The 24,855-nt window shown below is 47.8% G+C and carries 19 protein-coding genes; 13 read left to right on the forward strand and 6 right to left on the reverse strand.

Features of this window, described 5'->3' with window-relative positions; genetic code table 11:
- Positions 1–157 precede the first annotated feature (157 nt).
- From FO446_RS14030 to ybaK, 8 genes are all read left to right on the forward strand, one after another.
- The gene (locus FO446_RS14030; protein ID WP_173609310.1) at positions 158–1,258 is read left to right on the forward strand and encodes an ATP-binding protein; all 1,101 of its coding nucleotides are present in this window, start codon (positions 158–160) and stop codon (positions 1,256–1,258) included.
- Complete coding sequence (locus FO446_RS14035) at positions 1,219–3,621, forward strand: DUF5682 family protein (protein WP_173609309.1); 2,403 nt, start codon at positions 1,219–1,221, stop codon at positions 3,619–3,621. The genes FO446_RS14030 and FO446_RS14035 overlap by 40 nt, the downstream gene beginning before the upstream one ends.
- A complete protein-coding gene (locus tag FO446_RS14040; protein ID WP_173609308.1) occupies positions 3,606–4,745 on the forward strand; it encodes a VWA domain-containing protein in 1,140 nt (379 codons plus the stop codon). Before FO446_RS14035 ends, FO446_RS14040 begins: the two co-directional genes overlap by 16 nt.
- A 25-nt stretch (positions 4,746–4,770) precedes the next feature.
- Entirely contained in the window at positions 4,771–8,238 is a 3,468-nt protein-coding gene (locus tag FO446_RS14045) for a DUF4132 domain-containing protein (RefSeq protein ID WP_173609307.1), read from the forward strand.
- Positions 8,239–8,240: 2 nt separating this feature from the next.
- Complete coding sequence (locus tag FO446_RS14050) at positions 8,241–9,899, forward strand: hypothetical protein (RefSeq protein WP_237900915.1); 1,659 nt, start codon at positions 8,241–8,243, stop codon at positions 9,897–9,899.
- Between the two features lie 25 nt (positions 9,900–9,924).
- Positions 9,925–10,215 carry a hypothetical protein gene (locus FO446_RS14055; RefSeq protein WP_173609305.1) on the forward strand — a complete coding sequence of 97 codons (291 nt, stop codon included), beginning with the start codon at positions 9,925–9,927 and terminating at the stop codon, positions 10,213–10,215.
- Between the two features lie 177 nt (positions 10,216–10,392).
- On the forward strand, positions 10,393–11,970 hold the full coding sequence (locus FO446_RS14060) for a glutathione ABC transporter substrate-binding protein (protein WP_237900916.1): 1,578 nt from the start codon (positions 10,393–10,395) through the stop codon (positions 11,968–11,970).
- A 115-nt stretch (positions 11,971–12,085) separates the two neighbouring features.
- The gene (ybaK, locus tag FO446_RS14065; RefSeq protein WP_221867017.1) at positions 12,086–12,565 is read left to right on the forward strand and encodes a Cys-tRNA(Pro) deacylase; all 480 of its coding nucleotides are present in this window, start codon (positions 12,086–12,088) and stop codon (positions 12,563–12,565) included.
- A 40-nt stretch (positions 12,566–12,605) separates the two neighbouring features.
- Here ybaK and FO446_RS14070 read toward each other — a convergent pair whose 3' ends face one another.
- Both FO446_RS14070 and FO446_RS14075 read right to left on the reverse strand, forming a co-directional pair.
- Complete coding sequence (locus FO446_RS14070) at positions 12,606–12,833, reverse strand: hypothetical protein (protein WP_237900917.1); 228 nt, start codon at positions 12,831–12,833, stop codon at positions 12,606–12,608.
- A gap of 160 nt (positions 12,834–12,993) precedes the next feature.
- On the reverse strand, positions 12,994–13,449 hold the full coding sequence (locus FO446_RS14075; RefSeq protein WP_237900918.1) for a hypothetical protein: 456 nt from the start codon (positions 13,447–13,449) through the stop codon (positions 12,994–12,996).
- A 289-nt stretch (positions 13,450–13,738) separates the two neighbouring features.
- Here FO446_RS14075 and FO446_RS14080 point away from each other — a divergent pair, with 289 nt between their 5' ends.
- Both FO446_RS14080 and FO446_RS14085 read left to right on the forward strand, forming a co-directional pair.
- Positions 13,739–14,749, forward strand: coding sequence for a helix-turn-helix transcriptional regulator (locus tag FO446_RS14080; RefSeq protein WP_173609302.1), 1,011 nt, complete (start codon positions 13,739–13,741; stop codon positions 14,747–14,749).
- A gap of 204 nt (positions 14,750–14,953) precedes the next feature.
- The gene (locus FO446_RS14085) at positions 14,954–15,745 is read left to right on the forward strand and encodes an SDR family NAD(P)-dependent oxidoreductase (protein WP_173609301.1); all 792 of its coding nucleotides are present in this window, start codon (positions 14,954–14,956) and stop codon (positions 15,743–15,745) included.
- A gap of 53 nt (positions 15,746–15,798) precedes the next feature.
- Here the strand turns inward: FO446_RS14085 and FO446_RS14090 are convergent, their stop codons facing one another.
- Both FO446_RS14090 and FO446_RS14095 read right to left on the reverse strand, forming a co-directional pair.
- The gene (locus tag FO446_RS14090; protein WP_173609825.1) at positions 15,799–16,233 is read right to left on the reverse strand and encodes a VOC family protein; all 435 of its coding nucleotides are present in this window, start codon (positions 16,231–16,233) and stop codon (positions 15,799–15,801) included.
- Positions 16,234–16,311: 78 nt separating this feature from the next.
- Positions 16,312–17,214, reverse strand: a complete 903-nt coding sequence (locus tag FO446_RS14095) for a glutamate biosynthesis transcriptional regulator GltC (RefSeq protein ID WP_173609300.1) — start codon at positions 17,212–17,214, stop codon at positions 16,312–16,314.
- A 124-nt stretch (positions 17,215–17,338) separates the two neighbouring features.
- Between FO446_RS14095 and gltB the strand changes: the two genes are divergently transcribed.
- Both gltB and FO446_RS14105 read left to right on the forward strand, forming a co-directional pair.
- Complete coding sequence (gene gltB / locus FO446_RS14100) at positions 17,339–21,952, forward strand: glutamate synthase large subunit (protein ID WP_237900919.1); 4,614 nt, start codon at positions 17,339–17,341, stop codon at positions 21,950–21,952.
- A gap of 131 nt (positions 21,953–22,083) precedes the next feature.
- Positions 22,084–22,560 (forward strand): YfbM family protein, encoded by a 477-nt coding sequence (locus FO446_RS14105; RefSeq protein WP_173609298.1) that lies wholly within the window; start codon positions 22,084–22,086, stop codon positions 22,558–22,560.
- Positions 22,561–22,620: 60 nt separating this feature from the next.
- On the opposite strand, the gene FO446_RS14110 is transcribed toward FO446_RS14105, so the two are convergent.
- Positions 22,621–22,899, reverse strand: coding sequence for a glycine zipper domain-containing protein (locus FO446_RS14110; protein ID WP_370646631.1), 279 nt, complete (start codon positions 22,897–22,899; stop codon positions 22,621–22,623).
- A 115-nt stretch (positions 22,900–23,014) separates the two neighbouring features.
- On the opposite strand from FO446_RS14110, the gene FO446_RS14115 reads away from it, so the two are divergent.
- A complete protein-coding gene (locus tag FO446_RS14115) occupies positions 23,015–23,437 on the forward strand; it encodes a VOC family protein (protein ID WP_221867013.1) in 423 nt (140 codons plus the stop codon).
- A 75-nt stretch (positions 23,438–23,512) separates the two neighbouring features.
- Here the strand turns inward: FO446_RS14115 and FO446_RS14120 are convergent, their stop codons facing one another.
- Positions 23,513–24,841, reverse strand: a complete 1,329-nt coding sequence (locus tag FO446_RS14120; protein ID WP_221867011.1) for a GntP family permease — start codon at positions 24,839–24,841, stop codon at positions 23,513–23,515.
- Positions 24,842–24,855: the final 14 nt, after the last annotated feature.

Raw genomic sequence — 24,855 nt, forward strand, 5'->3', positions numbered from 1 at the left:
GGCGCTTTTTTCGATTGTAGTACTCCTTTCACATTTTTTCACATATCTTACCTAATATTGGGTACAAATACCCTTCTTTTCCTGACAAACATATGTTTTCATTTTTAATAGTGTACCTATTTTTTCAAGAACAACCAGAAATGGAGTGGGCATTTGGATGGAAACAATGAAGCCACCTATGGAAGTGTTATATGACAAACAGCTGAATGCGCTGCGATCCCATGATAAAGGGGCAAAACCTCCCAATTGGCTGATGTCGCCCAGAGCTGTGCGCGACTTTATTTTAGGAACGGATGAACCTCTCTCTTATGAGGGTGAAAGTATACCGATTACGAAAAAGTTTTATGGAGACGATGTGCTTATTGAGCGCGCGATCGTCACGTTGGCAGGCAATCGCGGTTTGATGCTAGTTGGTGAGCCTGGAACGGCAAAAACGATGCTGTCTGAGCTGCTGTCTGCGGCCATCTCCGGTACAAGCACGAATACGATCCAAGGCACCGCGGGAACGACGGAGGATATGATCAAATACTCCTGGAACTACGCGATGTTGCTGGACAAAGGTCCTTCTCTGCAAGCGTTGGTTCCCTCCCCGCTGTACACCGGAATGAGTAAAGGAATCATTACCCGTTTTGAAGAGATTACCCGTTGTCCTTTTGAGGTTCAAGACGTGTTGATTAGTATTTTGAGTGACAAGGTGATGAACATTCCCGAGCTGTCAGACGGCATCCTGTTTGCAAAGCCCGGTTTTAATATCATTGCAACAGCGAACCTGCGGGACAAAGGCGTCAATGAAATGAGCAGCGCGCTCAAACGCCGTTTTAACTTTGAGACAATCGCGCCGATTAATCATGTGAAAATGGAAGCCCAAATTATCGAATCCCAAGCAAAAGTGATCCTGGAACAAAGTGGCGTAAACATCGAAATCGATCGCGATGTGGTTGAGATATTGGCGACGACCTTCATGGAGCTGCGCATGGGCGAGACGAAGGAAGGATTCAAAATCGACTCCCCTCAATCCGTGATGAGTACAGCTGAAGCCGTATCCGTCTATGTCCAGAGTGCAATGACATCCCATTACTATGATGGCAGGCCAATTTCCATGGATCGACTGGTACAGAATATGCTGGGAGCCGTCGTCAAGGAAAACCAAAAGGACGCAAATATCCTGAAAACCTACTTTACCAAAGTGGTCAAAGAACGGGCAAAGGAAGAGGGTCTATGGGGAACTTATTACAACGAGAAGAAATGGATCAAATAAAGGATCAGGACCGCTTCATAAAATCATTTGTCGAAGAAGAGGTTTACAATCTCAGCAAGCAGGTCGTCTACTTCCCGGTTCGTCATCATAGTCCTGCCTGCTCGTTTCATTTGAAAAAAACGATCGAAGAGTATCAACCGGAAATCATTCTGATTGAAGGCCCGGACCATAGCAATCATATTATTCCGATTTTGACGGATGAACGGACGAAGCCTCCTGTGAGCATTTATTATGCGTACGCCTCAGGGGAGCAAAAATACGTATGTTACTTTCCGTTTCTTCTATATTCGCCGGAGTATGTGGCCTTGGTCGAAGCAAAACGCCGGCAGATTCCTGCTGCTTTCATTGATCTCAGCTACGGAAGCCGCCTCGAAAGCTTGGAAGACGGCCATGATTTGAAAAAGAAGAATGAAAAGCTGTCTTATCACGATGAGCGCATGCTGGCAGGCTCGCAATTTATACAGCGATTGTGCCAGACGATGAAATGCAGGAACTTCGATGAGCTGTGGGAAAAGGTTTTTGAGATTGACGGGATTCGCAAAAAGACGCAGGATTTCGTCAAGGATGTCTTTGCCTACTGCTACTTGTCGCGAAAATGCTATGATGACGCTACTTTGGAAGCGGAAGGCGATTTGATTCGCGAGGCGCATATGCGTCAAAAAATTGCAGAGGCAAAGCAAAAGCACGCGAGAATTCTCGTGATTACCGGGGGCTTTCATACATACGGGCTCATCGAGGAGCGCAAGACTTCCTACAAGATACAAAAGGTCCAAGAAGAGAAAATATATCCAATGGTGTACACGTACCAGGAAGCAGATCAGTTGAATGGATACGCAAGCGGGATGCCGTACGTCCATTATTACGAGAGTGTGTGGAAGGCCCTGGAGAAGAAGGAACGTGCTCCTTTCTCGAAAAGCGCCTTGATATACCTCCCGCAATTGCTCAAAAAACTGCGCGACAAAGGAGAAACGACGTCTACTGCGGATGCGATCGAAGCGTATAGCCTCATGAACGGCTTGGCAGTTATGCGGGAAAAGGCTGAGGGCGGTGCCTATGAGTTGATCGATTCCGTTCTCTCTGCTTTTACAAAAGGCGAACGGTCGATTGCGACTTCCCAGCCGATCGAGACATTGCGAGAGCTGTTGACCGGAGATGGAATCGGTGAAGTGGCCCCAAATTCACTGGATGTGCCTATCGTTCGAGATTGCAAAGACAGATGCAAATCGCTAAAGCTCGCGATCACGACAACAGGGCGCAATCAGAAGGTGCTGGAGCTGTATGCCAAGAAGTCGCATCGCGAAGCCAGCCAGTTTTTTCACTGCATGCAGTTCTTGGGCACAGAATTTTGCGCCAAAGAAGCTGGACCCGACTGGATGAACAACCGAAATGTCAATCTCGTCCGAGAAACATGGCGCTACAGCTATTCCTCGTTCGTCGAAGCCCGTCTGATCGAGAACTCGGTCTACGGTGGGACAGTGAAGGAAGCGGCTGCCCATAAGCTAGCCGATATGGTAAAAGAACTGCCGCAGCACCAGAGCCATGAACTGGCAAAATGGCTTTTGATGGCGGTTGTCATGGGATTGGAAGAGTTGTCAGAACGACTCTTTAAATCTGTACAAGAGTCCGTTAAGCAAGATGGACATTTTCTCTCTCTTTGCAAAACGTTGAAAACACTCACGATTCTTTTGGAGCAAAAACGGTTATTCGGTTTGATCGAGTCAGAACGGCTGGAGAACCTGGTGGAAGAAGTATATTACCAGGCTGTGACCAAAATCGTCGAGCAGGGAAACCCGAACCCCAACGAACTGGATGAGTTGGCCGATCAGCTCAAATTCCTCTACATGCTGAGTGAGAAGAGACAGGCGGATGATTCTATAGAGATTTTCAGTGATCAACTGCTGGAATTGCTGCGTAACGACAAGCTCCCTGCGAAACTGGAGGGGGTAGTGGTTGCGATCTTGTGCAATCTCGAAGTGGTCGAACGCGCAGAAATCTCCAGACGTGCGCGTGCCTATATGTTCGGCTCGCCTGAGCAAATGCTTCATACTGCCTCGTATTTACATGGCGTTTTTATCGTGGCTCGTGACTACCTCTTTTATCAAGAGGAAATCTTGCGCGATCTGCATCAAATGATTACATCCTTGGCCTACGACGACTTTTTGCAGGTGGTGCCTGAACTGCGATTGGCGTTTACATATTTTAGCCCAATGGAAATTAGTATGCTCTCGGAAAAAGTGGCAGCTCTCTTCCAAACGACGGTGGACCAAGTCACGAATCCAGTCATCGATGAGCGTACTTTGCGTGATGCCCGCATGCTCGATCAAGCGATCAAGGAGGAGTTTGCCAAATGGAACCTGATTTGAGCCGCGAAGCCTTGAATCGCTGGCGGTTATTATTGGGCTCTCATGCCGAGGAATCTTTGGAAGGCAGCGGGGTCTATCAATCATCCGAGTTTTCCTATCAGGAACTGGACTCGATTCTTGAATTTTTATACAACCGTGAATACGGAGAAGAGCAAGGCTATCGAAAAGAAGGCGGCCGAGGAGATTCGGCATTGACGGTTCCCGTCTGGCTGAATAAAATCCGCAAGCTGTTTCCCAAAAAGACGGTGGAAATCCTCGAGCGGCAAGCTCTGGACCGCTATAACATGACAGAGCTCTTGACAGACAAAAAAGTGTTGGAAAGCATGGAACCCAACATGACCCTCTTGAAAAACATCCTCCAATTCAAAGGCAGGATGAAAGGAGAGGTCGTAAAAAGTGCAAAGGAAATTGTACGCAAGGTCGTAGACGATCTGCGGCGTCAGCTTGAGAATGAAGTGCAGACCAGTATCGTCGGCAAACGCAATCGCCACAAACGCGGTTATACAAAGTCGATGAAAAATCTGGATGTGCATAAAACGATTCGGAAAAATTTGAAGAACTACGATCACAAAAAAAGCCGTTTTATCATTGATGACCTGTATTTCCACAGCAATATTCAGCATCACAACAAATGGAACATCGTCATTGTCGTGGACGAGAGCGGAAGTATGATGGACTCTGTGATTTACAGCTCCGTTATGGCAAGTATTTTTTACAAGCTTGCTGCCTTGAAAACGCATTTGGTTATTTTTGATACGAAGGTCGTTGATTTGAGCGATAGACTGGATGATCCGGTCGATGTGCTGATGAGTGTGCAACTTGGTGGGGGGACTCATATTGCCCAGGCGCTCAAATACGGAAGATCACTACTCGAAAATCCATCCAAGACGATATTTATCCTCGTCAGCGATTTGGAGGAAGGCTATCCGATCAAGGAAATGTATCGCCAAAGCAAGGAAATTATTGATGCGGGCTGCAAGTTCTTAGTGCTGACGGCTTTGGATTTCAATGGCAACGCTACGTACAACCAGCATGCTGCACGGGTTTTGAGTGATATGGGAGCAAATGTTGCTGCGATCACGCCTGATGAGCTCGCGCAATGGATAGGTAAGGTTATCAAATAGAGATAGAAAGAAGGAGGAGTAAGGAATGGTTTTACGAAAGACAGATCTGAATCCGGTTACGAAGAAATTTGTGGAGGAGTTTATCAGTGCAAGTGATCGAAACAAGCATTTGTACGATCAAATCAATGATTACATTGCAGGCGACACAGACGAATGCCCGGCAATCGTAGAGGACCCGAGGTTTTACAGCTATACGGTTCGATCCGAATTTGACAAGCTGAAAAAACGCGGCGAGGAGCTGGCTTTCTATCGAGCAGCTGTACTGATTTACAAGGCAAGCAACCGTTTTTACGATAAGAAAAATGTGATGGATGAGTGCTTCCTGGATCAGATCGAACTTCAAGGTATGAAGGACATCAGTGATGCTGATATCCGGGCAAAAGATCAGAAAGCATTGGAAGCAATGAGAAAAACGATCGAGCATTTCGGACATGCGTTGTTTGCCGAATTTATGTTAAAAGCCGCGGAGGATTATCGCGTAAGCATCAGCCGTGATTACTCCTCGACATTTGATCGGGCCGAATTTTTGCTATTCATTTCGTATGCGTACTCGATTTCTCCGAGCTTATTGGAGGAAGCAAAAGAAAAGCTAATGCCGAGCTACTATTACCTAGTTACGGGTGATACGCGTGAATATATAAAAGAACTGCATACCATTGCCAAAGAAATCGTGACCATGCAGTTTTCGAGTAACAATTTGCTGACCAACGAGTCGTTGTACCCTTCGTACGTCAAAGAGAAAAAGGCTGCGTTGCGAGAAAAGTATTACCCAGGAGAGCAAGTAAAGGAAGGCTCCCTTTTGAATCAGAAACATTTGAAGCGTTATATGGAGCTAGTCATCAGCTTGCTGTATTTCCGCATTCACGTAAAAGGCGGGACCAGTGCATTCCTGAAGAAGGAAGAGGAGATCGATCGGGAGCTGCACGACACCTTGCAAATCCTTTTTGACATGTTCCCGCTCGATATCTTGGCCGAAGATAAGAGACTGTCTAACCTCGTACACATGGATGAGCCTTACGATCTACTGCTGGGACTTCGCGAGCATTTGCTATCCCCTCCGACCAATTGGGAGCAAGTGAAGCAGCTGGTGCAGGAAGACGTAACGAAATCAAGACGAGCACTGGAGCTTGCTTCGATCCCGATGGTCAAAGGATTTTTATACAAAACGCTGGCGGCAGAAGGCGTGGATCTCTCCAATTTCCAGCCATCTCTGGAAGCGATTATTCAAGACGCGTTGCGTCGTGCAAAGGGATCGACAAAGCTGGCGAACTATCTGGATGACAAAGCAGTACTCGAGGATGTGCTCGAGCATGTGCATCTGGAGGACGTACAACTTGTAAGACAGCAAATGATCCTGCTGAGCTTCTTGCCTGTGGATCATCCGTTTATTGCGCGTCTGATTCCGTTCATGTGCCAATACAAAGACAAGTCCAACCGCAGAGTAGGCCATATGTGCTTCGCTCATGCGTTCCAGGAGCGATTGACCGGTATCATCGATCATTACCGGAAGGACGAAGCTGTAGATATCCAGACGCTGTTCTATCAGATTTTGTCGATCAAGGAGAATCATTATTATTACACAGACGTCAAAGAAGAGGTGTATCGTTCGTTGGTCGTAGCGAATCCGGAAATGAGTCTGGCTCAATTTGATAAGCTGGATACGGAGCTTCGCGTGTTTGTGATGCAAACCCTATTAGCGGCAAAGGAGACGCTGTCAGAAGAATTGCGCAACCAAGCGATTCTGCTCGGGTTGGGTGACAGCTCGAAGAAAGTGAGCGGCCTTGCTGGTGCGGCGTTTCTTCAGGCCAAAGACAAGGAGCTTTATTTGCACGTTTATCAAACCGAGAAAAAAGCAAAGGTTAAAGAAATGGCGCTGGATGCGATTCGCTCCCTGGACAATAACAAGGTCATTTTCCAAGAGCTACTGACAAATGAAAAGAGCAGCAAATTTAAAACGCTGCTGCAAACATTTATCGACGCCGAGGAACAAGGGCCAGATGCGAGCTTGACTCATTTAGGCAACCTGACCGACAAGCGCAAGCTCACACGGATTAAATGGATGCCTCTGGAGCGCATGCCAGTCCTTCGCGACCAAGACGGCAACGAGCTAGGTCAGGAAGTAATGGAGTACATGCTCACCGCCTCAATCGATTTCCCGACAGCGCCAAACCAGTTGGTACTTGACTTGAAACCGTCTCTGCAAGCGGCATCTGTTGCTGACTTTACCACGGAAGTTTTGCGCAGTTGGGTCGATAATGGAGCAGTAGCCAAAGAAAAATGGGTCATGCCGCTTTGCGTTGCTTTTGGAGATCGTCGTATAGTCGATACGCTTGGTCAGTTGATTAAGGAGTGGACAGATCACTCTCGCGGAGCTTTGGCTGCGGATGGCGTACGTGCTCTGTCTTTCTCGAATGATTTGACTGCGCTGCGTCTAATCGACCAGATTAAACGTACGATCAAAAACAGGCAAGTCAAATCAGCCGCAGAAGAGGCGCTGTCTATGGCGGCTGCCAATCAGAACATTTCCGCGATGGAACTGGAAGACCGATTGGTCACGACGCTTGGCTTCGATGCGTCTGGCAAGCAAGTCTTTGACTACGGCGACCGCACCTTCACGGTCAAAGTCAGCAACGAGCTGGAGCTGGAAGTTACGAACGACAGCACAGGAAAAGCGGTCAAAAATCTGCCTGCACCGTCTGCGAAAGACGATCAGGAGAAGGCAGAACAAGCGCGATTGACTTTTGCCCAATTGAAAAAAGACCTGAAAAATATGGTGAAAGTGCAATCTCTTCGTCTGGAGGAGTCCCTGTCCAAATCACGTTATTGGTCAACGGAAGCGTGGAAACGTCTATTTGTGGAGAACGTGTTGATGCAAAAATTCGCAATCGGGCTCATCTGGGGTGTATACGAGGATGGAAAACTCGTAGATACGTTCCGCTATATGGACGATGGGACATTTAACACCGTGGACGAGGATGAGTATGAGTTGGCAGATGAGCAGCTTATTGGCTTGATTCACCCACTGGAGCTGGACGAAGAGACGTTGAACGGCTGGCGTACTCAGCTGGAAGATTACGAAATTACGCAACCGTTCGAGCAGTTGAGCCGTGAAGCGTTCCTGCCAACGGAAGAAGAAATAAAAGCCAATGAATTGCTCCGCCTGCCTGTTGAATCGTATTCACCTACTGCTTTTGCGAAAATGATGGAGAAATTCGGCTGGGTTAAAGGAACCCCGCTCGATGCCGGTTATTATTACGAGTTTTACAAACTGTATGACGGTATGGTGGCTGAGCTGAAAATCAGCGGGGCGAGCATTTCGTACTGGGAAGGAATGGAGGATGTGAAGCTGGAAACGTTGGCTTTCTTTCCAAACAAAGATGCCGAGTACAAGCATTTTTACTTCAAACCAGTGGATCGACTGAAGCTCACTGATATTCCAACACGCATTTTCAGCGAAACCGTCTATGATGTCATGCGAGCAGCAGGAAAATAACGATGGCGGATTTCACATCAGAATTTCATCGGTTTATCGCGCTGTGCAACGAAGAGTATCTGATCAAATACGCGAACAAAGGCATTTACAATCGTTCCATCAAGGAAATGGAAAAAGGAATGTCCGTTTCCTACGAGTTCGGGGACGATTACGTCGAGTGTGCGCTGTCAGATGACAGCGTATGCCGACTTCATGCAGATATTGATCGCTTTTCCTGCTCATGTCCATCAGACAAGATTTGCAAGCATGTTATCATCGCCATCGTCTACTATGCCAAAAACCACTTGCAAGCAGGAGCAGAGACTGGGGAAGAGCTGGAGACCTACAAGCCTGACTTTAGCTGGCTCTTGCAATTGCAGCCGTCTCACATTAGCAAGGCTTTTACCCCAGCACAGCTGGAAGAAGTGCTGTTTCGCCTCGACTATTTCGAGGAGATGGAGGTCGTTGAAACATCCTTCTTAACCATGACATTGCGCACCCAAGATATTTCCGTATCTTTTGACAGTGAATCGGAGATCGGGAAGAGCATGTGCACCTGCAAGGCGAAAGGCAATTGCTTGCACAAGCTGGAGGTCATTTTACGCTATCGGGCCATGCATCAGCTACAGGATCGGGAGCAGTTACAAGCATCTGTAACCGATGTCAGCTACGAAACCGATGTCGTAGCGGAAGCCAAAGCGATAATCGCAGAGATTCTTGGCATCGGCTTGGCGAAGCTATCCCAAACGATTTGTACACGGCTGGAGCTGCTTGCTATTGCTGCGCATAACGGCAATCTTCCCCGGGTGGAAAAAGACCTACGCGGCATTCATGGGGAGCTGAACTTATTTTTTCAGCGTCATGTCAAGTTTTCGACGGAAGCGCTGCTCGACCGACTTTCCCGGGTGTATCTCAGTTTGCTTGCCATAGAGAAGACCGATCACATCGAAGCGAAAAAGCAGCTGCTCGGCAGCTTCAAAAGCAAGTACCATATGGTTCCACAGTTAAGTCTGTATGCATTGGGAGCAAATCCATGGGAGACACGGTCAGGGTACAAGGGGATTACGTATTACTTTTATTCGCTTTCTGATCAACGCATTTACACGTATACAGAAGCGCGCCCCGTATATTATGAGGGCATATCGTTTTCCTTTAAGGACAGCTATAAAGGCAAGGTCCCATGGGGCGGGTTGATCTCCATGGAGGAGCTCTCTCATTCACAGGTCATCCTGACACAGGCAAAGACGAATCGGGAGCAGCGCTTGTCTTCCAGTGAAGAGACGCGGCTAACCATCGTTCCCAGGGACAGCATCGAAGAGCTGGATCTCGGCAAGGTGCTCGTTTGCGACTGGTCAAGTGACTGGAAGGACGCGGCAGGCGATATGTTTGAAACTGCTTTGGACTCGGTTTTTCTATTGAAAGCGAACAAGTTCAATCAAGTCGATTTTGATCAGAAGTCGCAACAGTTGATTTTGACGATCGAAGACGAGCAAGGTTATTCCCTCCCATTGAGCATCTCCTATCAGGGGGATTTCGCCCGCAATATACGTCATCTGGAGCAAAACAAACGGCTGCTGGAGTTGCGCGATGTGTATTTGCTTGTGCAAAAAATAGGGGATGGGCTTTATCCCATCAGCATCATGCAGGGAAAATCGCTGACGAGCTTCAAGTTAGACCTATAAACGGTGAGGGAGTGGACATAAAATCATGGAGGAGTTATATTCCTTTACCGAAAAGCTAACTGATTGGCAGGAACGCTTGTTACTCAAAGGAATCCATAAACTTGATAAGCAAGATTTGCAGGAATTGAAAAAACTGCAAGAGCTCGCAACCGAATACGATATGAGCTTTCTGGGCTCATTGATAGAAGATCTGCATGTGGAGGGCAATCGCTATTTGCAGGAAGTAAAAGCAGATGCCGAGTTGCTAACGCAGCAATATTTGTATGTGGTGCAGTACATCAATATGATGAAAAAGCCTTTGACTCGATCATCGTAATAGAGTCCAGTGAAGAAAGAGAGATTCTTGAGGAGTCTCTCTTTTTTGTTTATTTATCAAGTTGTAAAGAAACTGAAAATAAAGGTAAACAAAGTGAAAATACAATGACTGAATATTGTCTAAAATAAAACATGTTTGAATGCTAAAACATTTGCAACAAGAATTGGGGGAACACAGATGAAAAAGAAAAGCTTTTATCACACGCTGATTGCCATGACAATCGCGGTATCTGCGGCATTGGCTGGGTGTTCGTCGGGGCAGGATGCGTCGACTAGCGCCGGACAAGCAGGGGGTACTGCGGAAGCTGGCAAAACAGGGGGAACCCTCGTCATCGCTCGTCTGTCCGATGCGAACAACCTCGATCCACATTTCCTGTCCCAAATCCCTTCTGCAGCAATCGTTCATCACAAAGTATATGAAGGGCTTGTCCGCATGGATAAAGAAAGCAAATACGTCCCATCCCTGGCAAGTGAATGGAAACAGCTCGATGACTTGACATGGGAGTTCAAGCTTCGTCAAGGTGTGACGTTCCATGATGGGGCACCTTTCAATGCGGAAGCGGTAAAAGCAACGATCGCTCGTGTTCAAGACCCTGCCGTTGGCTCCAGTCGGATTAACATGTTTGAAGCAATCAAAGAAGTGAAAGTAGTAGATGAGTACACGGTACAATTTCTACTGAATTACCCGTACTCACCACTCTTGTCTGTTTTGGCGAGTGCAGAGGGAAGCATTATCAGCCCGAAAGCCATTGAACAATATGGAAAAGATTTGAGCAAGCATCCAACCGGTACAGGCCCGTACAAATTCGAAAAATGGACGCCGGGTCAAGAAGTGGTTCTGGTGAGAAACGATAGCTACTATGGCGGTACAACGAATTTGGATAAAGTCGTTTTCAAAACCGTACCGGAAGACACAACTCGCCTTGCCATGGTTGAGACAGGAGAAGTTCAAGTGGCAGAAAACTTGCCTGTGAGTGACATCGATCGCGTACAAAATTCTCCATCCATGCAATTGGGTCGATACCCTGGGTTCTCTGTCGACCACATCGGATTGAATACAAAGAAAAAGCCGTTTGATGATGTGCGTGTTCGCCAAGCCATTGCCCACGCCATCGACAAGAAAACCATTATTGAAGGCGTTTACAACAGTGTGGGAACACCAGCTCACTCCTCGATTACACCAGCGATGGTTGGGTACAGCCCGAATGTAAAAGACATTCCGTATGACGTCGAGAAAGCGAAGCAATTGCTCGCAGAGGCTGGTTATCCAAATGGCTTCAAAGCAAAAATCGCGTTGAATGATAACAAAGCACGAATTAGCGTAGCCGAGGTTTTGCAACAACAACTGAAGCCAATCGGTATTGATCTGCAACTGGATGTGATGGAATTCGGGGCGTATATCGAAGCAGCATCCAAAGGGGAGACAGACCTGTTCATGAGTGGATGGGGAAATGCTACAGGCGATGCCGACTACAATCAATCGAACCTGTATCATTCGAAAGCACATGGCGCACCTGGTAACCATTCGTTCTACAACAATCCGGAAGTAGACAAGCTGATTGACGAAGGACGCAGAGAAACAGACGCAGAAAAACGAAAGCAACTCTATGAAAAGGCACAACAAATCGAAATGACTGAAGCACCGCTCATTCCGTTCCGATTCTCCGAGAACCTAGCGGCGATTCAAAAGAATGTACAGGGTGTATGGATTAGCCCTGCAGGCCATATCGAGATTGACGAAGTAACGATTCAATAACATGAGGCGCCGCTGACATGCTTGTGTCAGTGGCGTTTTTGGGTTGAAAAGTAGAACGCCATCCCCTAAGATAGATTATATTTTGTTGACCAGCGTGGAGTGGAGGTGGAATGGCGTGAAGCAAGGAAAAACGAATGCGATGCGGATATTGGATAAAGAAAAAATCGCATACACCATGCTGACATATGCAACGGATGATGGGAAAATCGACGGAGTCGCTGTCGCCCAAAAGATCGGTCGCGAAGAGAACGTTGTCTATAAAACTTTGATTTCGCAAGGGACGAGCAAATCATATTATGTGTTTGTCATTCCCGTTGAAGCCGAGCTTGACCTCAAAAAAGCGGCGAAAGCAGTCGGCGAGAAGAAGATCGAGATGATTCCCGTGAAGGAAATCACAAAGGTATCCGGCTATATTCGTGGTGGATGTTCGCCAGTCGGGATGAAGAAATTGTTTCCGACGGTGATTGATCAACGAGCACAATCGCTAGAGTCGATTATCGTCAGTGGTGGAAACATTGGCGTCCAGATCGAGATGGCAGTAGAGGGCTTGTTACAAGCAACGAAAGGCTCCTTGGCAGATGTATCTGCAATCTAAAGCAAAAAGGCCACGGCATTAGCTGGGGCCTTTTTGCTGATTATGGAAAAAGTCCCGTCCAAACTTGGATAGGGGTGTCGCATGAGCAGCAGTTCAATTCACCAGCAAGATAAGGAAGGTGGGCAAGCAGCGTTTTATCCTCAATTGCAAGCGCACTTTGGTATAATCCCTGAAGTCCGCTGTCGTTTGTAGTGTCCGGTCTTTTGGTGATGATTGAAAGTCGTTTCGCTTTATCATGAAAAACGGGGTCTTCTTCGTAACCATACAAGACTCCCTCTTCCTCATCTGGCCATATATAGATAGACTGATCGCACGTTGGACACACCGTTACATATTCGTCTCCCGCCGAAAAGGTGAGAAGCATGTTGGCAATGTCTTTGTCCCCACGAAACGCAGCGTTCGCAGCTAGTATGTAGCGCTTCTCTGCATTATGCTCTCCCATCCGTGCTAGGTGAAGAATCGATTCTGTCTTCTCTGTCAAAGAGAGAATGGCCTGTCGGTATTCCCGATAGATATCTCTGATGGTATCTTGATCCAATAATGGTATCTTGATCCAATAATGGTATCTGATCTCGTAAAAACTCCGATGGTATTTCCAGATGAGGCGCATTTTCGCTACTGGCTTCGAACATGCCGCAGGTTATGAAGATGTCCAACAAAATATCGGGGCTCTCTGTTTTTCGTGCGATCTCAACTAAATAGGGGACCGCAGCATATGTACATGGATAAATCGTATTTTGATGATACAGAAGCTCCCAATACAACTCTTCTTTTTCCTCGGAAAAATAGTCGTGCTGAATATGCTGGATGAGCGCAGGGATGTGATCGGAAAGACCATAAGGACCATGTAGCTTCCCCCATACAGGACTTGCTAAATCTAGCATAAGAACTTCACCTCTCTTGCTGAAATGTGCCACTATTCCCATATCATAGTAGAACTTTCCGCCTTTCGCTATAATTTGAGAATGATTAGCATATGCGTTGTACAAATCTGTCCCTGCATCCAGAGATGGGGGAGGGGTATGTTCGTCGGTTTCTTCCGCGATATAATAGGAAACTTATTGAGCTTTTCCAGATGCTTGGCAAGCCAAAAAGTACGCATACGATCACCTTCATGTATACTTAAGCATAAGCGGAACGAATCGGTAAGCAACTAAAGGAGATCCATACGTAATGAAATCAGACCGAATAAAATTCCCGGCGGGATTTTGGGCGGGATTACAACGACTAGGGATTGCCCCCGACGAGCTCGTTCGCAAAGCGCGCCTGCCGCTCACCATTCTTACAGAACCAGCTGTAGTCACCACTGCCCAATATTTCACAATCTGGCAAGCGTACTCTGATCTAGTTGGTGACATTGCTACTGCAATCGTCACACTTTCAACCAACTTTGAAACGGCACAATACCCACCCACTGTTTTAGCGACCTACCATGCTCGTGACTATCGCGACGCGCTTAATCGAATGGTACGGTACAAACAACTGTGCCCTCCGGAAAGGTTGCGTATAACAGAGGAGGGAGAGCACTGTACAATCGAATTGAAGTGGATGCATAGTGAGCAACCCGGACCACCAGTCTTGGTTGGAACCACGCTCGCCTTTCTTTTAGAACTTGGACGACGGGGCACGGGCAAGCGATTAACCGCACAGTCCGTGGAATTTTCTCATTTGATGGGGGATGTCACTGCTCTTGAAGCTTACTTCGGTTGTCCGATACGGATTGGCACCACCGATAACCGATTAACACTCCATCGCCGGGACCTAGACCGCCTCTTTCTTTCGTATAACAAAGAATTGCTGGAGATATTGACACCTGTATTGGACCGATCATTGGATGAACAGTACAGTCATTCCGTTGCTGAGATGGTCAAGTGGATTTTGAAGAGAGGTCTAACCGGAGGTCGCCTTGATATTCGAGCTGTAGCGAGCGAGTTGGGCATGAGTGATCGTACTTTGCAGCGCAGACTTACGGATGAATGCACAACGTTCAAGCAACTGTTAACAAAGGCACGGCATGAACAGGCACGAGAATACTTGGCTGACCCCAAGCTCGATATAAAAGAAGTGGCTTTTTTACTTGGATATGAGGATCAGAACTCATTTTACCGGGCCTTTCGCCTTTGGGAAGGCGATACACCTTCAAATTGGCGTTCCAAAACTCTCAGGTCAATCCCGTCGTCATAGAATCCGTGACCTAACCCGTTCCTCCCAGGGCTAGCATTTTTACGGTTTCTCATATTTGGCGGGTTCAGCAAGAATTTTGGCGCAGTACGCTAGTTACCCAACGATCCAGAAAAAGTACGATAATCTCTATCCGGAGCACAAGGATGTTCCAAGATGAACTTCTAGTCAAGCTTGCCGTAGATGACAACAAAGGAGACAAGTGTTATGGATATGGGATTAAGGAACAAAACTGCTTTAGTTACTGGATCGACGAAGGGTATTGGGAAAGCAATTGCCATTGAGCTTGCCAGAGAAGGCGTCAATGTCCTCGTAAATGGACGGAATGATCAAGAGGTAGAACGTATCGTAAATGAATTGAAGTCGGAATTCCCGGATACTTCTCCTCAGAATGCTACGGCCGATCTTGTGGATAGGCAGCAAAGAGAAGCTTTATTTGAGAAATATCCCCATGTAGATATTCTCGTTAACAATATGGGTATTTATGAGATCATGTCCTATGAAGACGTTGACGATGAAGTATGGGAAAAATACTTCCGAACAAATGTCCTTGCCGCGAATGGATTATCTAAATTTTACTTGCCTAACATGTTGAAGAACAATTATGGACGAATCATCTTTATCGCAAGTGAAGAAGCGATCATGCCTTCAGGGCAAATGCCTCAGTATTGCATGACGAAGTCGATGCTATTATCACTGTCAAAAAGCCTATCGAAACGAACGGTAGGAACAGAAGTCACCTCCAATACAATCATGCCAGGTCCAACGCTTTCCGAAAATGTCTATCAAATCATTGATCGTTTGTTTTCTGATGATATGGCATTTTCGGAAAAAGAGAAGCAATTTATGGCAGCTAACCTCCCTCAATCCGAGTTACAGCGGTTTATCAAGCCTTTTGAAATAGGCAGGCTGGTAGCATTTGTATCCAGCCCTTATGCAACCGCATTTAAAGGTTCACCAATTCGTATGGACGGGGGCATGGTGCCAACTATTTTTTAAAATACGGAGATCGATACAAAAAGTCCTGATGCATTGTTCATCAGGACTTTTTCTTACTCTTGTTGAAAAGAAGCGAGAATCTCCAGGTAGTGTGCATTGTACATGATGCCGAGGACATTCCCAAATGGATCAAGGACAGAAGCCGTAATGAATCCGTCACCTCGCTGGACCAAAGGTTCGTACTCTCTTGCTCCCATGGATAACAACTTTTCCAGTACGGATTCGATATCGTCGACGTGCCAGTACATCACAGCTCCGCCCGGATCAGGTACCGCTTTAGCAGGTGCGAAACGGCGATCAATGAGGCCTAGCTCGTGCTTGTAGTCGCCAATGCGAAACTCGACATAGGCGAGCTGTCCATCTGGTCCAGAGCGTTCGAAATATGGCGCATAGCCCAGTAGTTCTGTGTACCACTTTTTTGCCGCCTGCACATCATCCGCCCAATAACTGATCGTAGCAAAGCCCCGCAAGGTTTGGGTGTGACTCATCATCATCGAAGTTCCTCCTTAAAATGGATGGTACTTCCGATTATAAGGATCGACTACTGACAACTGTCTGTCAGTAGTTTAACTGTACTTACTCAGCACATCAAAAAACTCTTTCAGAAAATGATAAAAAAGCTTTTCGGAAGGGGGGAGCTCCCGGTTGTTGGGGATGATAATGCCCACTGTTCGCGTCACCAATGGCTCACTTATCGGGATTTTCACTGTCTCACGAGGAACGTTATCCGTTAAGGTAAGCTCTGGCAACAAAGTGACGCCCAAGCCCGCTGCCACCAACCCTTTAATGGCATCGATGTCTTCCCCTTCAAACGCAACTTTAGGAGAAAAGCCCATTTGCGAGCAAGCATTGACTGCGATATTGCGGAGGATGAAACCGGGTGGAAACAACACAAAGGTATCTTCCTGCAATTGACTGAGACGCAAGCTTGGCTGTTTGGACAGCGGGTGCTTCGCGGGCAGGAGTGCCACGATATTTTCAGCGAAAAAGATGTAGCTGCGCACATTTTTTTCCTGAGTGGGAACAGGTCCAAGAAAAGCCAGGTCAATTTCTCCGTTGATGACCGAGCTGATCAATCCCTGATAAGAACCTTGCTTCAATTGAAAGCCGATGTCCGGATACCGAGCCCGAAAACCTGAGATGACCGTCGGAAGGGGATTGGCTGCAAGGCTGCTCGTAAAACCAACACGAATCGTGCCCCGTGACGGGTCAAGGAACTCCTCGATCTTTTCCTTCGCTTTCTCAATTTCGTTCATCGCCATTTCGACGTGCTGTAAAAAGATTTTACCAACTGCCGTCAGCTTGATATTGCGACCTTCGCGGAGGAACAAGGAAACACCAAGCTCCTCCTCCAAATTGGCGATTTGCCGACTGAGGGCAGATTGGGCGACGTGCAAATGATGTGAGGCTTCGGTGAAATGCTCTCGTTTGGCAACCTCGATGAAGTATTGAATCTGTCGTAGCTCCATGAATACTCCCACCTTACCCATTTATCTCGATTTGAGATAGGTTTTGTATAAATTATATATTGTTTGTATCGTTTCACTCAATCTAAAATGTACATACCAGAGAGAGCAAGGAGAGTGGAGATACATGACGACACAAGGAATGCCTGCTAAGCAAGGTCTGTACGATCCGATTTTTGAACATGACGCTTGCGGAATTGGTTTTATTGCCAATTTGAAATCGAAATCGACGCATGATATGGTCCGGAAAGGTCTGAAAATTCTGTGCCAACTGGAACACCGCGGCGGTCAAGGCAGTGATCCGGAAACGGGAGACGGTGCAGGGATTTTAACGCAAATACCACACGCCTTTTTCAAAAAGACCTGTAAAGAGCTGAATATCACGCTACCGGCGCCAGGCAAATACGGTGTAGGTATGCTGTTTCTTCCGATGAATGAAGCGAAACGCCAAATGTATGAAGATCAGCTGGAGGCGATTGTTGCGGCAGAGGGACAAAAGCTGCTTGGCTGGAGAACCGTTCCTGTCGATTCTACGAAAATTGGTAAGACGGCTGTAGCGAGTCAGCCTTATGTCCGCCAAGTATTTATCGGAGCCAGCTCGAATATACAGGACCAAATGGCATTTGAACGGAAGCTGTACGTCATTCGCAAGCAGGTGGAACAGGCAACAGGTGCTGATTTTTACGCCGCTTCCATGTCATCGCGCACAATTGTCTATAAAGGATTGCTCACACCAGGACAACTGGATGCTTTTTATCTCGATTTGAAAGATAATTCATACACTTCTGCCTTTTCCGTCGTTCACTCGCGTTTCAGCACGAACACATTCCCAACATGGGAGAGGGCGCACCCGAATCGTTATTTGATTCACAACGGGGAGATTAACACCTTGCAAGGAAACATGAACTGGATGATGGCTCGTGAAAAAATGTTCCAGTCCGAGGCGTTTGGTGCTGATTTGGCAAAAGTGGTGCCAGTCATTGATATGGCGGGCAGTGATTCGGCGATTTTGGATAACTGCGTGGAGTTTTTCTCGTTGGCAGGCCGTTCCTTGCCGCATGTCGCGATGATGATGATTCCTGAACCGTGGGATCAGGATGAGCGGATCGACGAAAATAAGAAAGCTTTTTACGAGTACCATAGCTGCCTCATGGAGCCGTGGGATGGTCCAACAGCTATTTCATTTACCGATGGCAGACACATCGGCGCGATTCTCGACCGAAATGGCTTGCGACCAGCGAGATACTATGTGACGTCCGATGATACCATCATTTTCTCATCGGAGGTTGGAGTTCTCGAAGTACCAGATGAAACAATTGTTCAGAAAGGACGGCTGAGTCCTGGACGGATGCTGCTCGTCGACCTCGAAGAAGGCAGAATCGTAGCTGACGAGGAAATCAAGCAAAAAATCGCAAGCGAACAGCCATATCGGGAGTGGGTGAAAAACAACCTGTATGCGATCGAGGATTTGCCGGCAGCAGGTCGCATGGAGGAGCTGCAAGGAGATAGCTTGCTTGCGTATCAAAAAGCATTTGGCTATACACAGGAGGAAGTCGACAAGGTACTTGTCCCGATGGTGGCAGAACAAAAAGATCCCATTGGTTCGATGGGAGTAGACACACCACTTGCGGTACTGTCTGATCGCCCACAGCTTTTGTACCACTATTTCAAACAATCATTCGCCCAAGTCACGAATCCGCCGATCGATGCACTACGAGAGGCTTGCGTAACATCGACCCATACTGTGCTTGGCGCGGAAGGAAATCTGCTTGCACCGGATGCGAGGAATTGCCGCAGAATTCGTTTGTCCAATCCGTTGATCTCCAATCAAGAGCTGGCGAAGCTTCGTGCGAATCCACACCAAGAGTTCAAGGCAAAAACATTGTCGACACTCTTCCCGGCGCAAGGGGGCGAACAGGAGCTAGAGCAGGCACTTGATCAATTGTTCGCTGCGGCAGATGAAGCGATTGCTGCCGGTTACACCTTGCTGATTTTATCTGATCGCGGAATGAATCAAGATTTGGCTGCGATCCCTGCCTTGCTGGCTGGAAGTGGACTTCACCATCATCTCGTCCGCACAGGGACACGTACCAAAGCGAGCATCATCATAGAATCCGGTGAACCGCGTGATGTACACCAGTTTGCCATGCTGATTGGTTACGGTGTCGATGCGATCAATCCGTACGTCGCTATCTCAACGGTAAACCATCTGGCTGTATCGGCTAAGCTGAAGGATATCACAAGCGACGAAGCAGTCGAAGTGTACCTGCAAACAGCCGTAGAAGGTGTCGTAAAAGTCATGTCCAAGATGGGCATTTCGACCATTCAGAGCTACCGTGGCGCACAAATTTTTGAAGCGGTGGGCATTCATTCTGCCGTCATCGATCGCTATTTTAGCCGTACCCCTTCTCAGATTTCAGGGATTGGACTGGATGTGATTGCGCAAGAGACATTGATACGTCATGCGAAAGCATTTTTGCCAGAGCATTCCGAGGAAGCATTGGAGGCAGGCAGCGATTTTCAGTTCCGCCGTGATGGTGAGTTCCACCTGTTCAACCCGAAGACAGTTCATGCCTTGCAAAAAGCTTGTCGGGAAGGCAGCTATGAGCAGTACAAAATTTATGCGGAGCAAGCCACAGCCCAGCAATTCGTAGCCCTACGCCATTTGCTCGATTTCAAGTCCAACCGACAACCGATCCCGCTGAGCGAGGTAGAATCTGTTGACTCCATTGTTCATCGTTTTAAAACGGGGGCGATGTCATACGGTTCTCTCAGCAAGGAAGCGCATGAGACCTTAGCAATCGCCATGAACCGCTTGGGTGCGAAAAGCAACAGCGGGGAAGGCGGCGAGGATTCGGCACGCTACATCATGGATGAAAACGGAGATTTGCGTCGCAGTGCCATCAAGCAGGTCGCATCCGGACGCTTTGGCGTATCCAGTCATTACTTGGTCAATGCCTCTGAGATCCAGATCAAGATGGCACAAGGAGCAAAGCCGGGCGAGGGCGGTCAATTGCCAGGAAGCAAGGTCTACCCGTGGATTGCCGAAGTACGCGGATCGACGCCAGGAGTTGGGCTCATTTCACCGCCGCCTCATCATGATATTTACTCGATTGAGGATTTGGCACAGCTGATTTTTGACTTGAAAAATGCGAATCCACGAGCACGAATCAGCGTGAAGCTCGTATCCAAGGCGGGAGTCGGAACGATTGCGGCTGGTGTGGCGAAAGGTCTTGCAGATGTCATTGTGGTCAGTGGACACGATGGCGGCACAGGCGCTTCCCCAAAATCAAGTATCAAGCACGCAGGACTGCCATGGGAACTCGGTCTTGCTGAGACACATCAGACGCTGTTGTTGAACCAGTTGCGCGACCGTGTTGTTCTGGAAACAGACGGCAAACTGATGACAGGACGAGATGTCGTCATTGCAGCTTTACTCGGTGCGGAGGAATTCGGCTTCGCTACGGCACCACTTGTTTCGATAGGGTGTGTCATGGCTCGCGTATGCCACCTCGATACATGCCCAGTGGGTGTGGCGACACAAAATCCCGAGCTGAGAAAACGGTTTAAAGGCGACCCGCAGCACGCCGTGAATTTCATGCGTCACGTTGCCCGTGAAGTTCGAGAGATCATGGCGGAGCTGGGCTACCACTCTATCGAGTCGATGGTCGGTCAGAGCCATGTCCTGAAGATGAGTGATTCGGCAAAAGAACATTGGAAAGCCAAGCACATTGATTTGTCTGCGCTCTTGTTCCAACCGGATGTCTCCGAGGATGTGGGCCGCTATCATCAGCGCAACCAAGATCACAAGCTCGAAGAAACGCTGGATCGTCAAAAGCTGCTCAAGCTGTGCAAGCCAGCATTGAATAAACAGCAGCAGGTAGAGGCAAAGCTCGCCATCACCAATACGAATCGTGTGGTTGGTACGATCTTGGGCAGCGAGGTAACCAAACGTTTTGGCGAGCATGGTCTGCCGGAGGATACCATCCGCCTGCATTTTACTGGGTCGGCAGGTCAAAGCTTCGGGGCGTTTGTTCCACGTGGGATTACGCTGCATCTTGAGGGAGATGCAAACGACTACGTAGGAAAAGGGTTGTCGGGCGGCAAAATAACGGTCGCACCATCGAAAAACAGCAAATTCGCTCCCGAGCACAACATGATTATCGGAAACGTTGCGTTCTACGGAGCGACCTCTGGAGAGGCGTATATCAACGGGATGGCTGGTGAGCGATTCTGCGTTCGCAACAGCGGCGTGACTGCAGTGGTTGAAGGAGTAGGTGACCATGGTTGCGAGTATATGACTGGAGGACGTGTCGTTGTTCTCGGCCCCGTTGGCAAAAACTTTGCAGCAGGCATGTCAGGTGGTACTGCCTACGTACTGGCCGAGGATAAAGAGAAGTTTGCTGCGATGTGCAATCAGGAAATGGTACTCCTAGAGACACTGGAAGATCAGCGGGAAATCGCTCGAGTCAAACGCTTGCTGGAAAACCACGTCAGCCACACAGGCAGCCGTCATGCACAAGCTTTGCTCAATGAGTGGGAACGTACCGTCCAACAATTTGTCAAAGTCATTCCAAAAGATTACAAGCAAATTGTTACCACAATGGAGGAGTTGGAGAAATCCGGCATGAAGCGTCAAGAGGCAATATTGGCAGCTTTTGAAATGAGCCAGAAGAAAGGCGATGCCAAAGCATCGAAAAAGAAAGCCAGCGAGCAATCCTTTGTTTCAGTGGGGAAATAAGGAGTTGGCCGATGACTTATTATGTGAGTCGTCGGCTTTTTCTTTTGGTAGCCAATGCGACGTGGTAGGGGATTGGGAAGTGGAAGAAACTCTGCTATGATGATGAGTAAAAAGGTAGAGGAGGGATCGCAATGGGCATGTGTGGCAATTACATGATAGCAAACGACGAGATGATCGATTCATGGATTGCAGGAGCGATCGATTTATATGACGTAGAGCTGATAGAAGAGGATATGCTGGATATAGATAAAACCTGGCAAGCCATTCCCTATACTTTGTGCGGAGAATTAATGGATGGAGAGCCTCCCTTTTGCTATGTGGTACCTCTATTAACGGACCAAACAGGTGAATTCGGGGAGTTTGGCGCATTCTATTTACATAGTGAACAGGTAAAAGCAGCGTATGAGGCCATTGCCAATATGTCCGAGTCAGCTCTAAAAGAGAAGTACCATTTTCCTACTTTGGTGGAAAACGATGTGTACCCACTTCACGAGGGAGATGAAGCAGAAGGATTTTTTGCGTACATGTATCATCATTTTCAATCCATTCAAGCATTTTTCAAGCGAGCAGTAGAGCAAGAAAAAGGCCTTATTTTCTACATCAGCTAGTGGAACGAGGTGCAGGTTTGCCCCTGCACCCCATCTTGTCAGACATAGAAGAAGCTTGTTTTATTCGGTTCGGTCTCTATTGGCATCATTATTTGTAGCACCAAACGCGTCATTGGCGTCAGCCGACACATTTTCCCCCATTTTGTTGCCAAGTGCACCCCCGGCAACGGCACCTGCAATGGTACCAAGAGGACCTAAAATAGAGCCTACAGCCGCACCTACAGCCGCACCGCCAACTGTTCCTACAGCTTCACCAGCTCCATTGCCTGTCATGTTCGCTCCGTCGTTGCCAACAGCATCGTTGTGATTGCGTTCGTTGTTCGTAGCCAAGATTGTCACTCCCTCGATTAGTGTTGGGAAGCTCTGCTATATCAAACGTGCAGCCCCAAGGCATAGTGTGTCCCAAACTTATCATTTCATTCCAAAAAAAACCTTCAAGGGTGGTACCCAGATTATGATTCAGTCCATCGTCCATATCGCGCTCGTGGTCAAAGATTATGATGAAGCCATTGAGTTTTATACCAAGAAGCTCCATTTTACCTTAGTGGAAGATACGTATCAGCCAGAACAGGAAAAGCGGTGGGTTGTCGTATCTCCGCCTGGTTCTGTTGGAACTACAATCTTGCTTGCAAAAGCATCAAAACCTGAGCAAGAGCCATTTATCGGGAATCAGGCTGGCGGGAGAGTTTTTCTCTTTTTAAACACAGACGATTTTTGGAGAGATTATCATGAGATGGTCGGAAGAGGAATCCAATTTGTGAGAGAGCCAAAAGAACAGCCGTATGGAATGGTGGCAGTCTTTCAGGATTTATACGGCAACCTGTGGGATTTACTGGAGCTGAATGAGGATCATCCGATTGCCAAACGAATGAAGTAGCAAGTTACCGAGCCAGACCAAAAACAGGTCTTACCTCCAACGATATGGATGGAAAGACCTGTTTTTCATTTTGTGCTACACGATATAGGACAGTCCCATGATCAGAATGATTGCCACAACAGAAAGAATGGTCTCCATCACTGTCCATGTTTTAAGCGTGTCTTGCACAGACATATTGAAGTATTCTTTGATCAGCCAGAACCCGGAATCGTTTACGTGGGACAGAATCAGGGAGCCAGAACCAGTCGCCAGTACCAAAAGCTCTGGGCTGGTTCCAGGGATTTGCAACGCGATCGGACCTACGATACCGGCTGCTGTCATCATGGAGACGGTCGCAGAGCCTGTTGCCACACGGATCAGGGCCGCGATCAACCAGCCCAGGAAAATAGGGGAGATCGCAGATGCCGTAGCGAGCTCGGCAATATAGTCACCCACACCGCTGTTCAGCAGTACTTTGTTGAATGCGCCACCTGCACCGATGACGAGCAAGATTGTCGCGGTTGGGGCCAAGCAATCATTTGTGAATTTCAGAATATCGTCTTTCGTAAATCCACGGTTGAACCCGAGCGTCCAGAAGGAAACACTCACGGCAATCAATAGAGACGTAATCGGGCTTCCAATAAAATCAGCCCATTGGCGAATCGTATGTTCTTTTGGCAGAGTTACATCCGCAACGGTTGCAGACAACATCAACAGCACAGGGAGCAAGACGGTGAAAACGGTAATCCCAAAGCTAGGCAAGTCACGCTCTGATTTTGGTTCTGCCAACTGGGAAGCGAGCTCTGGAGAGATGCTGGCCTTGACTCGTTTGCTAATCCAGCTGCCGTAGATCGGTCCTGCAATGATCGCGGAAGGCAGGGCGACAATGATCGAGAGCAGAATCGTTTTACCGACATCCGCCTGGAACAGATCGACAGCGGCCATAGCAGCAGGGTGAGGCGGGACGATCCCGTGAACGATGGAAAGGCCGGCTACGAGCGGAATTCCGATTTTGACAAGGGAGACCCCTGTTTGTCTGGCAATCGTAAACACGAGAGGAATCAAGAGCACAAAACCAACCTGGAAAAATACCGGAATCCCTACAATAAATGCCACGAACATCATGGCCCAGTGCACGTTTTTCTCACCGAAGAGGTTGATGAGCGTACGGGCAATGCGTTCGGCACCGCCAGATTCAGCCATCATTTTGCCAAGCATGGTTCCCAAGGCCAGCACAATCGCGATAAAACCGAGAGTGCCACCCATCCCATCCTTGATTGAATCTACAACTTTTACAAGCGGCATGCCGGATGCGATTCCCACAAATCCAGCGGCCAATAACAGTGCGATAAATGGGTTCAGTTTGAAACGAGTAATGAGAACGAGCAGGAAGACAATGGACAGCAGTGTAATGACGAGTGGCATGATGAACCCTCCCT

This window comes from Brevibacillus brevis (assembly GCF_022026395.1).
Classification (GTDB): Bacteria; Bacillota; Bacilli; order Brevibacillales; family Brevibacillaceae; genus Brevibacillus.

Excerpts from the sequence above, each read along its gene's own strand:
- FO446_RS14030 (WP_173609310.1), top strand. The coding sequence starts at position 158 with ATGGAAACAATGAAGCCACCTATGGAAGTGTTATATGACAAACAGCTG.
- FO446_RS14035 (WP_173609309.1), top strand. The coding sequence starts at position 1,219 with ATGGGGAACTTATTACAACGAGAAGAAATGGATCAAATAAAGGATCAG.
- FO446_RS14040 (WP_173609308.1), top strand. The coding sequence starts at position 3,606 with ATGGAACCTGATTTGAGCCGCGAAGCCTTGAATCGCTGGCGGTTATTA.
- FO446_RS14045 (WP_173609307.1), top strand. The coding sequence starts at position 4,771 with ATGGTTTTACGAAAGACAGATCTGAATCCGGTTACGAAGAAATTTGTG.
- FO446_RS14050 (WP_237900915.1), top strand. The coding sequence starts at position 8,241 with ATGGCGGATTTCACATCAGAATTTCATCGGTTTATCGCGCTGTGCAAC.
- FO446_RS14055 (WP_173609305.1), top strand. The coding sequence starts at position 9,925 with ATGGAGGAGTTATATTCCTTTACCGAAAAGCTAACTGATTGGCAGGAA.
- FO446_RS14060 (WP_237900916.1), top strand. The coding sequence starts at position 10,393 with ATGAAAAAGAAAAGCTTTTATCACACGCTGATTGCCATGACAATCGCG.
- FO446_RS14075 (WP_237900918.1), bottom strand. The coding sequence starts at position 13,449 with ATGCTAGATTTAGCAAGTCCTGTATGGGGGAAGCTACATGGTCCTTAT.
- FO446_RS14080 (WP_173609302.1), top strand. The coding sequence starts at position 13,739 with ATGAAATCAGACCGAATAAAATTCCCGGCGGGATTTTGGGCGGGATTA.
- FO446_RS14085 (WP_173609301.1), top strand. The coding sequence starts at position 14,954 with ATGGATATGGGATTAAGGAACAAAACTGCTTTAGTTACTGGATCGACG.
- FO446_RS14090 (WP_173609825.1), bottom strand. The coding sequence starts at position 16,233 with ATGAGTCACACCCAAACCTTGCGGGGCTTTGCTACGATCAGTTATTGG.
- FO446_RS14095 (WP_173609300.1), bottom strand. The coding sequence starts at position 17,214 with ATGGAGCTACGACAGATTCAATACTTCATCGAGGTTGCCAAACGAGAG.
- gltB (WP_237900919.1), top strand. The coding sequence starts at position 17,339 with ATGACGACACAAGGAATGCCTGCTAAGCAAGGTCTGTACGATCCGATT.
- FO446_RS14105 (WP_173609298.1), top strand. The coding sequence starts at position 22,084 with ATGGGCATGTGTGGCAATTACATGATAGCAAACGACGAGATGATCGAT.
- FO446_RS14115 (WP_221867013.1), top strand. The coding sequence starts at position 23,015 with ATGATTCAGTCCATCGTCCATATCGCGCTCGTGGTCAAAGATTATGAT.
- FO446_RS14120 (WP_221867011.1), bottom strand. The coding sequence starts at position 24,841 with ATGCCACTCGTCATTACACTGCTGTCCATTGTCTTCCTGCTCGTTCTC.